Annotated in this window: 10 protein-coding genes and 4 pseudogenes; 9 read left to right on the top strand and 5 right to left on the bottom strand. The window is 36.0% G+C overall.

Annotation, left to right across the window (positions count from 1 at the left end; translation table 11 throughout):
* Positions 1–73: 73 nt before the first annotated feature.
* On the bottom strand, positions 74–373 hold the full coding sequence (locus NC797_RS03960; protein ID WP_272435404.1) for an HAD family hydrolase: 300 nt from the start codon (positions 371–373) through the stop codon (positions 74–76).
* An 18-nt stretch (positions 374–391) separates the two neighbouring features.
* On the opposite strand from NC797_RS03960, the gene NC797_RS03955 reads away from it, so the two are divergent.
* The 9 genes and pseudogenes from NC797_RS03955 to NC797_RS03915 all read left to right on the top strand — a co-directional run.
* Entirely contained in the window at positions 392–487 is a 96-nt protein-coding gene (locus tag NC797_RS03955) for a putative holin-like toxin (RefSeq protein ID WP_272435403.1), read from the top strand.
* Between the two features lie 586 nt (positions 488–1,073).
* Positions 1,074–1,187, top strand: a pseudogene (locus NC797_RS03950) (GNAT family N-acetyltransferase); the annotation flags it as partial.
* A gap of 106 nt (positions 1,188–1,293) precedes the next feature.
* Positions 1,294–2,028 carry a metallophosphoesterase family protein gene (locus NC797_RS03945; protein ID WP_272435402.1) on the top strand — a complete coding sequence of 245 codons (735 nt, stop codon included), beginning with the start codon at positions 1,294–1,296 and terminating at the stop codon, positions 2,026–2,028.
* Positions 2,029–2,262: 234 nt separating this feature from the next.
* Positions 2,263–2,658, top strand: coding sequence for a fluoride efflux transporter CrcB (gene crcB, locus NC797_RS03940; RefSeq protein ID WP_272435401.1), 396 nt, complete (start codon positions 2,263–2,265; stop codon positions 2,656–2,658).
* Positions 2,658–3,023, top strand: coding sequence for a fluoride efflux transporter CrcB (gene crcB, locus NC797_RS03935; protein WP_272435400.1), 366 nt, complete (start codon positions 2,658–2,660; stop codon positions 3,021–3,023). Before crcB (NC797_RS03940) ends, crcB (NC797_RS03935) begins: the two co-directional genes overlap by 1 nt.
* A gap of 299 nt (positions 3,024–3,322) precedes the next feature.
* Positions 3,323–3,838 carry an RNA polymerase sigma factor gene (locus tag NC797_RS03930; RefSeq protein ID WP_272435399.1) on the top strand — a complete coding sequence of 172 codons (516 nt, stop codon included), beginning with the start codon at positions 3,323–3,325 and terminating at the stop codon, positions 3,836–3,838.
* The gene (locus NC797_RS03925; protein ID WP_272435398.1) at positions 3,835–5,022 is read left to right on the top strand and encodes a hypothetical protein; all 1,188 of its coding nucleotides are present in this window, start codon (positions 3,835–3,837) and stop codon (positions 5,020–5,022) included. The genes NC797_RS03930 and NC797_RS03925 overlap by 4 nt, the downstream gene beginning before the upstream one ends.
* Before the next feature lie 79 nt (positions 5,023–5,101).
* The gene (locus NC797_RS03920; RefSeq protein WP_272435397.1) at positions 5,102–5,710 is read left to right on the top strand and encodes a pseudouridine synthase; all 609 of its coding nucleotides are present in this window, start codon (positions 5,102–5,104) and stop codon (positions 5,708–5,710) included.
* An 18-nt stretch (positions 5,711–5,728) separates the two neighbouring features.
* Positions 5,729–5,911, top strand: a pseudogene (locus tag NC797_RS03915) (glutaredoxin family protein); the annotation flags it as partial.
* 156 nt (positions 5,912–6,067) lie between these two features.
* Here the strand turns inward: NC797_RS03915 and rplT are convergent.
* From rplT to NC797_RS03895, 4 genes and pseudogenes are all read right to left on the bottom strand, one after another.
* A pseudogene (gene rplT / locus NC797_RS03910) lies at positions 6,068–6,298 on the bottom strand (50S ribosomal protein L20); the annotation flags it as partial.
* Between the two features lie 66 nt (positions 6,299–6,364).
* Positions 6,365–6,555, bottom strand: a pseudogene (gene rpmI, locus NC797_RS03905) (50S ribosomal protein L35).
* A gap of 700 nt (positions 6,556–7,255) precedes the next feature.
* Complete coding sequence (locus NC797_RS03900) at positions 7,256–9,667, bottom strand: ABC transporter permease family protein (protein ID WP_272435396.1); 2,412 nt, start codon at positions 9,665–9,667, stop codon at positions 7,256–7,258.
* Positions 9,664–10,341 carry an ABC transporter ATP-binding protein gene (locus tag NC797_RS03895; RefSeq protein ID WP_272435394.1) on the bottom strand — a complete coding sequence of 226 codons (678 nt, stop codon included), beginning with the start codon at positions 10,339–10,341 and terminating at the stop codon, positions 9,664–9,666. The genes NC797_RS03900 and NC797_RS03895 overlap by 4 nt, the downstream gene beginning before the upstream one ends.
* Positions 10,342–10,726 lie beyond the last annotated feature (385 nt).

The raw sequence follows: 10,726 nt of genomic DNA, 5'->3' as shown, positions 1-10,726 counted from the left end.
GTCCCTCTTCTACATGAACGGAATACAATATGACTATTTCATTCAGGTGATTTTCGCTATATATGTTCAGCAATTACCAATTTAGTTCATTTAGCTTTTCAACGATATTAGGTAATTCTGTCAAATCATCAATGATGAAGTCTGCTTCGGCGTTACCCCACTGCACATCTTTTTTCCAAACACCTGTCATACCTATATGCTGAGCAGCTTTTACATCATTCTCCGGATGATCCCCAACAAATATGCTTTCGTTAGCTGAAACATGAAGCTGTTCTAAGGCTTTTTTAATGGCGAACGATTGTTCTTTAATGGTTGTTCTATGATATAATCTAGTAAGATAATGTTCTTTTAGGGAGCGGTCGGCTAACCCCATTGAAAGGGGGTGATGCCTATGGGTATGTATGAGAGTTTTATGGTACTGATTGGTTTTGGTACCTTCTTGATTGCATTACTCGCATTGATCATTTCTTTGATCAACAAAAAATAGACCTCCCTATTTACCCGCTAAGTGATTAGGTGAGGTCTACTCCTAACAAGGATAGCCGATCCCTCTGGGGGAACCGATTATCTAGGACCACAGTTGGTAGCTGTGGTCTTTTTTAGTTTTATTCTAATCTTAAGCGAATTATACCATATTGAAATTAAAATATAAATCAATGCTTACTATATATTAATTGCCCTAAGGATTTACAGACGACAGTTTCTCTCTCATTTATTCTATATTTGTCGTAATTGCTGCCTCCGATTAGTTCCATATAGTCGATGTTCTTTAAATTAGCTGTTAAAATTATCAGAGGATATACAATTGTAATGGACTTGTCAATTTTAGAGTATTCTTTGGAGTTTGTTCGTTTTTTTCATTAAGTGTGGTGTTAGAATGGTAAGCAGGCGAAAAGCTAAATGAAATGGAAGAATGAAGTTCATTTTTTACGAACGGAGGATTCAATGGCATAAATAAAACCAATAGGACGGTTTTGTGAAATCGATGATCAAGGATTTATCACTAATCAGGCGGACATCAACAACATTAACTCCAAGTTTAGACTGGCGATAGATTCTACCGTTAAATCTTACCTCATGCAAAAGGCTTTTATGAAAAAATGGGGGCTAAGCAAATTGGAGAAACACCGTCTACCGTTTTCGAAGATCGTCTACTACCTTTGATGGAATATACTATTGAAAATTAATAAACACTATATTTATTTCAATTCATTCCAAGTTTTTAATGTTGTGGTTGCTGTAATTAGCCTGCTATAAAAACCGATCAAAGTTCAATTGACGAGAGGGAGGAGGATGGGTATATACAGAATTGCGGTTATAACGGATATACACGGGAATATCTACGCACTAAATGCCGCTCTAAATGACATTAAAAGTAAATCAGTCGATTATATATACTGTCTTGGTGATATGATTGGAATTGGTCCATATACCAATGAAGTTTTAGATGTTTTGTTCGAATTGAATAATATTGAAATAATTACTGGAAATCATGATGAAGCAGTATTAGCTATTTTGAAAAAAGAACCTTATCCGAAAAGTAGAGTGGATGTCATGCCCCATCATGAATGGATTGGAGAAAGAATAGATGACAGCCATATTCCGGAACTAGAAAAACTTCCTCGCGTCATTAATCTCACAATCTATCACCATCATCTACATTTTATTCATTACCCCATGCAGCAAAAGTTACGGCAAGCGCATATAAGCGAAGACCCTTTTGATGTAACTGGCCTCCCTTCTCCTGAAAAATTTTCTGTTATAAATGATTTGGATGATTTTTCACTGGTTTGTTTTGGCCACGACCATAGTAACCATCAATTTAAATGCAAAAATACAACGTTCTTTAATTCTGGGTCACTAGGTTGTTATAATCAGCCATATGCACGATATGGAATAATTGATATTGATAAGAAAGATTATCATATTTGGCAACAGTATGTCCCTTACGATTTGGACACTTTTGTTAGCGAATTAAGAAAGGTGTCAATACCAAGAAAAGAGATCATACTGTCCATTTATGATTGATTTAATGGCGGAAGAGAAGACATATATGTAAAATTGAATTCATTAAAACAGACGAACTAAATAAAGGTGAACTAGGTGAATGATAATATAAAAGAAGTGTCACTAGATAATAATAGAGACTGTTCAAATTTACTTAATACAATAATAAAGGAATTCAACAATGAACATTCCCTTTACCACAAAGTTAGTAAAAGCTTAAAATTAGTCTAAACATAATATTTGAGGAGGATGATCATGAATGTTTTAGCAGTTGGAATAGGAGGTTTTATTGGTGCCATTTTGCGATACTTAGTTGGGGAATGGATTCCATCAACAAATGGTTTTCCATTTGGAACATGGACAGTAAACCTTATTGGCTGTTTAATCCTTTCGTGGTTTTTTACGATTACTTCAAAAAGGTGGAGCATTAATCCAAATCTAAAACTTGCGATCGGGACTGGACTGATCGGTTCATTTACCACATTTTCAACATTTTCCGTTGAAACAATTAATTTGATACAAAATAGTCAATTTATGATCGCTTTACTTTATATCCTTTTAAGTGTTATAGGCGGCATAGGACTGGCTTTTACTGGAGCTAGATTGGCATCTTTTCAACCAAATAGAAAAAGAGAAGAGGGTGCAGAATAATGTTATTTGTTGGAATAGGGGGCATAGGTGGAGCAATTACTCGCTATCTTTTAGGGAAATGGATAACCCAAAAGTCGTCAAAAACTTTTCCCTTGGGCACATGGACTATGAACGTTACTGGTTCGTTCTTTCTTGGTATTTTTGCACTTTTGTACGTACATAACAGTATTATTGAATGGATTTGGCTTCTTATTGGAGTAGGGTTCTTGGGATCCTATACGACTTTTTCAACATTTGGGTATGAAACGATCCAGATGCTGCAAAAACAAGAGATGAAAAATGCCGTGATTTACGTATCTACCTCGGTGATTTTAGGAATATTATTTGCTTGGATAGGGGGGTGGATTGTGAGTTTGTTGGCCTAAAGAGGATGTTCAAAAAGTCACCAATTGATAAGCGGCGCATCTCGGGCCCACACGATGTGGGTCATGCAGGCGTTGCCACAGGATGTGGCGGTCTTAGCCTGTATTCCTTAAATGGCTTGTTTTTCCGTTACTCAAAACAGCGCCGCCTCGACCTGCTTGCTTCTAATTCGGGGACTTTTTGAACACGTACTTAAATCTCCCTAAACTGATGACTCACATAAAAAAATGCAATAAAAACCGAACAGAATGTGATTCCCGATTGTATATAGGGTGATTACTAAGGAAAGGGGGGATTGGAAGTGACGGAGCATCCCCACAAGGAAGATATGGCTAAACTTTTCCGAAAGCATTCTGATATGGTATATCGAACAGCTTATATGTTAACGAAGTCGCGTGTGCTTGCAGATGATATTACACAAGAAACGTTTATTCAAATAATAAAGAAATTTCATCTGTACGATTCTGCCAAACCAATCGAACCATGGATGTACAAGATCACCATCAATATTACTAGAAATATGATCCGTAAACATAAGCTATTAAACCTTGTGGGTGTAACAACAGATATTTCTCAAGGAGAAGTAGTAGAGCAAGAAGTTTTGCGAGGTGAGTGGAAATCGGAACTCTGGAATGAGATTAATCAGTTATCAAGGAAGAGTAAGGAAGTAGTTTACTTGCACTTTTATGCGGAACTAACGCTTTCGGAAGTTGCAGAAGTATTGAAAATCCCGCTGGGGACATGTAAGTCGAGACTCCACTATGCACTTACAAAAATAAGGCAAAAATATAACGGTGAATGGGAGGGTAATGAATGAAACAGAATGCAAATCGTTCAAAAATTCAACAAGTGTTGCATGAAAATTTAGATATTCACTCAACTCGCGTCACTTTTCAGGACACATGGGAATTGGTACATCAAAAAAAAGGTAAAAGAAAATACGTTCTCCCGATTGTTCTGACTCTTGTTACGGTATTCACCGTTGCTTTTTTGATTTTTCCAACTACGAACGGTTTGTTTCAAGGGGAAACTGGCGATCAGACAAATTTGGCTAGTGAAAGTCCACCAGAAAATCCAATCCCCTTGGTTGATCAAGAAAAAGAAAAAGAAAAATTAGAAAGGAACGGATATATAACTGATCCTAGCACGCTTGAATTAGAGAATTTAACAGACAATAATCGCTCTTCGCCTAAATTAACAGCTGATATCTTATATTTTAACACATTGAAGGATATCATTTTTAATTCGGACAGCATTACAAAGGGAAAAGTGATTGGAATTAAATCCTTTATCAATCCTGAGAACCAAATGGCGTACACAAAAGCGAAAATTCGAGTGGTAAAAAGCTATGATGACAAATTAAGTAAAGGACAAATGATTACCGTGATCAATCCGGGAGCAATAATTACGAAATATGAGCAGATTAAAAAAGAAGGTATCGATGAAAAATTTAATATATCAGACGCTGAGCTTGAAGCGGCGAAAAATAAACTGGTAGTAGCAGATAACTATGGTGAATTAATGTTCCCAGATGATCAGGTGATCGTTTTCACAAGTGCTCGTATGATGCCAGGACAATCTACACAAGAAGCGCTTGGCATTTCTGGGCCTGTAATCAAGTATCAGGATCAAGCGCTTATTATGAAGGATGGTAAAAAGCAATTCATAGAGGATCCGTTTGAGTTAGTGAAAGAAGAAATATATTCTAGTGAAGATTTACCCCAATTTGAGGAGAAAATTCAATTTTATTTAGCAGAAAAGAATCATTTCCCCAAAAGTCTCATTCGTGAAAAAGCGTATCGAGCGTTAGAAAATGAGAATCAAGTTAAAATTGAGAATTGGCAGGATGCTCTTGTTACTTATTATAGTAAAGGAAGATATTTTTCAGGGGAATCGACTCCAAATGGTTCGATCACAGTTACATTCAAAACAAATACAGACGAACGGATCATTGTAGTATTGGAAGATGAGAGCTATGAAATACTACAGATCATAAGATAGCGCATGCACAATCTCGAAGAACCTTTCAAAAGGTTTCTTTTCCACATTATGTTAGAATAGCAAAAAGGAGGTTAGATAAATGGAGAAAAAACCGTTGATACCAATTGATCAAGATTCTTTAGACATTTGGTATGAAAGCCCTTCCGTCATGATTGTTAAAAAACCAAAGGGGATATTGACCCATCCAAAAGAAAAATCAGAAAACGGAACATTGCTAAACCGTTTGTTTCAACACAATCGATGGTTGGCCGAAATGGAAACGAGCGTTTCTGCAGGTGTGTTGCATGTTTTTGATGAGAACGATCACGGTTTGATGCTATTTAACAAAAGTGATGAATATAGTGAACGCTTAAATAGAGCAATAACCACTAACGATATAACGTTTTCATATATTGTCACACTCAAGGGAGAACAAAATATCAAACTTCCAGTAACACAGGAGTTTGAAATGAAATTAAACACCGAAAAACAGTTCAATGGTCATACGATCCTAGACTTGCAAGTAAATTCAGGAGATACATGGCAACTTCGAGAAAGATTATTTCCAAATATCCCAGCAACAGATGTTTCTTTTTATTGCTATCAAATCGATTTGACATTACCACACATAGAAGAGCGCCACAGCGTTTCCTTACGAGATTACAAGAAAGGTATTCCTGACCTTGTCGTGTACCATGCACCTCCATGAAGTTCTTGTAGACAAGCGAGGGAGTTTCTCTCGGAAAACGGCTTTGTTTATGAGGATCAAAATGTGATGGAAAATCAAATTTTCAATAAAATGTTGGAGGCAAACGGTGGCAAGAGAGTGATTCCAACTATTTTAATTGATGGTGAGGTTTTCACTAGTTTTGATCGTAATCGTTTAAAGGAAGCATTGGGGGTTAAGTAAGAAAAGTTAAACTAAAAGTGCGAGTTCAAAGCTTCTTGTTGCTTAAATTCCCCTACTAAATCTATTTGATCTTTTCTACTCTCTTTTAGTTCGACTAGTCTTAATCTGAGTTCTTGTTGTTTCATACCCGTTAGTTCTCTACTCGCTTCTTCTTCCACTTAAAGAAATATCGTGCATACGTGCTGCAGCACTTATACGAGCAATCCAAAGTTTACGGAAAACACGTTTATTTTGTTTACGGTCACGATAAGCATACTGACCTGATTTCATTACCTGTTGCTTAGCTGTTTTAAATAGCGTACGTTTTGAACCATAATAACCTTTTGCTAGTTTTAGTACGCGTTTACGACGAGCGCGCGTAACTGTTCCACCTTTTACACGTGGCATATTAATACCCTCCTAATACAAATCTATCTCATTGTATATCCATTTAGTTTTAGTTTAAATAATAGCTTATTTCGGTATTATTGCTTTGATACGCTTGTAGTCACCTGCAAAAACAAGTGTAGTTTTGCGTAATTTGCGTTTTGCTTTTGTGATTTATTGGCAAACATATGACTTGTGTATGCGTGTGAACGTTTTAATTTCGCTGATCCAGTTCTTTTAAATGGATTTCTTTTACGTTCGAGCCGGGAAAAACTCATTCCACTTTATAATTACCTCATTCCTTCTTAAGATGTAAATAAGCGGTAATAAGGCAAGCAGAAAAACAACGATATAAAAGGGAGATAAGTTCGAGATTTATCTCCCTATTGATGTATACACAAGCACTATTGGTACGTTTGTCAATAAAGATGATTTCGTATATCCTCAAAACCTTGTGTAACTTCAATTAAACAACGTGATAAAAGATGAAAATGTATAAATGGAATAGGACGAAGGATTGCAATTTGCGAAGAATATAACACTGAATGCTTCCCAATTAATTTTCCTTTAAGATTTAAACGTTTTGGGCACCCAACGAATAAACCCGTTGAAGCCCATACTTGACAGTGTAAACCGATAATGGAATATACGGTTCCTGCCACTGCACCAACAGTATTCCACCTGAAATACAGATGAACACCACTGGAAGAAAAAACAATGGTCTCGTAAATGAAAGCTGATAAATAGTAAAGGTGCGAATATTCCTCCTGTTTCAACCACCGCTAATAGGTAACTCCCAAACAGTTCCATACCATACCTCCTCTACTAGCCTGTATAATCTGTTACAGCATGTTAAGTGAAACCACTTTGTACATATATAAGACATAAGACGATCCTTTATGACAATTGCAGTGTAAAAAAATTGACCTCCAAGGTGGAAGTCAATTTATAGAACTTGTACTTGGGTTGTTGACCTTATTAATGACCTACAACGTTTTTATGTGTGAGTATGATTATGCTTACTATTATCGCCATAGTTATGAAAGAAATTCCTAGGCCAATTAAAATCCAAACTGCAGAAGTTCCTAGTTGATAAAGAATGGTTCCACTAATAATACTGCCAGTGAGACTGGATAAAAGAAACCATGCAGTTGACTCTTTGAAGATGTACCTTAAAATTTTCCTCTTTGTCCATCCGATTACGTGGTACATCACAAACTCTTGCTTTCTTTCCATATACAATGTATTTAGACCTTCACTAAATGAAGCAATACTTAAATAAACGACAAGCGTAGTGACAATGAGTTGGAACCAAATTGTTTGATCACCAATAAATTGTCCTAACGTAGTTTCTGTTGACTTATAAAATGCATCCCCTAGAGCAGCTATTTGTATAGAAATTAATAAAACAGAAAGACATAGTATCAACATCATCGGTATAATCAATCGTTTATAGTAGAAAATAGAAGCAAACTTTTTATAGGTCTCCACTCGGTTAGTACGTTTTGCTTTTTTATTCAATAAAAGCGTGGATGCTAGGATTGATACAAACCACAGGATGATAACTACCCAATACATCATTGCTTCCGCTTGAAGTATAACCAGTAGAATAAGCGAAACAACAAATGCAACTGTGATAATCATGTATTGTTCCACACAATTACGTAAAAATATCTTACTCTGTTTCCAACCGATAATAGAAAGAGTCGAATTCTCTTGGGAAAGCACATGTCTCTCAAATGTTAACCGAAAAACAAGCCATAGTAATCCAAATACGCATAATAAAATCGTAGTTAACAAATTCATCACATTCCAAGTTCCTGTCAATTCCTGAGCAACACCTAACGTTGTCCAAGACTCATTCACTTTTCCAATTCCTTCTACATCTAATGTCATTTTTTTGAAGGAAGAACCGGCAACAACATCTACTTCATAGCCCTTTTGTAATAATTCGGTTGCCACCTTTTCTATTTTTTTCTGTGCTACTTCATCGTAATTGGTAATTCCGGCAATTTTTACCCGAATCGCATCAATCGGCTTATCTCCTTTAATCATTTCTGCATTTTCAAGGGTGGTGACGCCGCTGGCTGGTGAAGGTATAAAGCTTCCAGGTATCGTGGTTGGAGTCAGTACCGTACCATCCCCTGTTGTCGCCTTCATCTCCCCGTAAATCCCTAATGGACTGGCCGCCAAATGATTCTCCTGTTCTTGAACAGGTGAAAAGGTTCCCGTTTGATAGGTAATGAACGGTACTTCCATCGACTCTTTCATAGAAATACCCTTTTTGCTTATATCTTTATAGGAAGGAGGTTCTCCATTCTGAGTAATGTTAACCTTTAGCAAATTATCCACGTTTTGATAGTGGATTTTTGATGCTACATAATAGGTAGATGTGTCAGCATCAGACATATATCTCTCTGCTACTGCCGGTTCAAATTTTTCATTTAAAAGTATTGCTGTTCCATCGAATGGTTTTTGATAACCTGACAAGTCAATTTTAAATATTTCGCTCTTTTCCAATTCCTCCTGTTCCAATTTTTTAAATACAGCCGCTATATCTTCTGTCGAAGCCGACATTAAGAATTCATCATTTTTTAATCTTAGTAGATTTAAATAATCATCTAAATTCACATTTAATTGTTCCACTTGTAAGTTCATATATATTGGGATATTCAAGTCATCCCGTTGCAATACCTTCATGACCGGTGGATTTCCATAATTTTGTAAGATGGTATCTAATGTTGGATCCTTAATTTCAATATTTAGGTTGGAAAAATCAATACCTGTTAATTTTTTTTCACTTTGTGGGTCAATGGCTACTAGTAGATTATAATTCTCTGGCATAAGGACAGTCATTGCCGAGCTTATGGCATTGTTCTCCCCATTTTTTAGAAATTGAATAAAACCAGGGTTATACTGCTTGAAGTACATAATAGATTCTTTTGATCCTAATGGATATTTAGTGTTACCGTTTGATGTATAAAATTGATAGGTAAACATAGTTGGGTTTTCTAGCACAGGTAGTTCAACGGAAAGTTGTCTTCCCCTAAAATATCCAAGTGAAGCAACTGGAGCGGCCACCTCGATATTCGGATCATCTTTAATCTTTTTCCATTCCTTTAATGATATTCCGCCTTTACTGTCCCCTATGTAATTCTCTTCAACCATTCCTAATTTCTGTTCAATTAATGTTCGGGAAGAAGAGGGTCTAACGAGTAAGTCATAACTTCCTCGTCCATACTCCGCGATTGATTCATGAACGGTAGATATTGATGTTTTTGACTGATCTAATCCAACTGGAATAAGAGTAAAGATACTAATAAATGCAATCAATATAATAATTGTTGTTAGCTTACGGTTTTTTATCCGCTTCCAAGCAAGGCGAATCATACGGCGGCCTCAATTAACGCGATTTTTCCGTTTAATAATTGATAGACTTCATCTCCACAATCAGCCATGTTTGTGTCGTGGGTAACCAAAACAATCGTTTTTCCTTGTTCTTTTAAGGAACTAAACAATTTTATAATTTGATTACGGTTTTCCCAATCTAAATTTCCAGTCGGTTCATCACAAATTAATACTTCAGGATTGGCAATTAAAGCTCTCGCTATTGCCACACGTTGCTTTTCTCCCCCTGACAGGCCTTCAGGTAACCTGAAAAATAAAGATTCACGAATACCAACTACTTGCAATAATTCCTTTGCTCTTTCATATAACTTATTTTTTTCTTCGTCATAGTACAGAGGTAAAATGACATTGTCCAAAACCGAATAGTATGGCAACAGTTTAAAGTCTTGAAAAACGAACCCGATATGTTTTCTTCGCAAATTACTCCGCTCTTGGTCATTTAATTCATAAACATTTCGGTCATTGAAAAAAACTTTCCCTGAATCCGGTTTTAATAATCCAGATGTAATATTTAATAGTGTCGATTTACCCGACCCCGATGGGCCTACAATAGATAGCCAACAACCCTTAGAAATAGACAAACTGATATCATTTAAAACTTCAGTAGAGAAGGATTTGTTATTGAATACTTTTTGTATTTTTTCCACTCTGAGCATATCTTTCTCACTCCCAACAAATTATTACCCTAGTTTTCTATTAAACTAGGGTAATCTTTCCATTATAATCTTATAGATTACCGATCTTTTAAAGTTACGCTGCCGTAAGCTCTATCGTTATCACCGTTGGATACATATAAATTTGTATACCATGTTTTCGTACTTAATGAACCTTTATTATAGGTTTTAGAATAGTAAGTAGAATAATAATTAGCACTTGGATCATAAAAGCCTGTGGTTAAACCATTATAATACTTGACATAATAACCTGCATTCCCGGAATGTATAACGAGAAAACCGCTAAAAAATGCTGAAACACGCATCATTAAGCGGTTTTTCTATTGACTTTTTCATCGTTACATATTATAATGTATAACGAGGTGAT

The sequence above is a fragment of the Terrihalobacillus insolitus genome, assembly GCF_028416575.1.
Lineage (GTDB): Bacteria > Bacillota > Bacilli > Bacillales > Amphibacillaceae > Terrihalobacillus > Terrihalobacillus insolitus.
The sequence above is the reverse complement of the archived record's forward strand: the minus strand, read 5'-3'. Positions and strand labels throughout refer to the sequence as shown.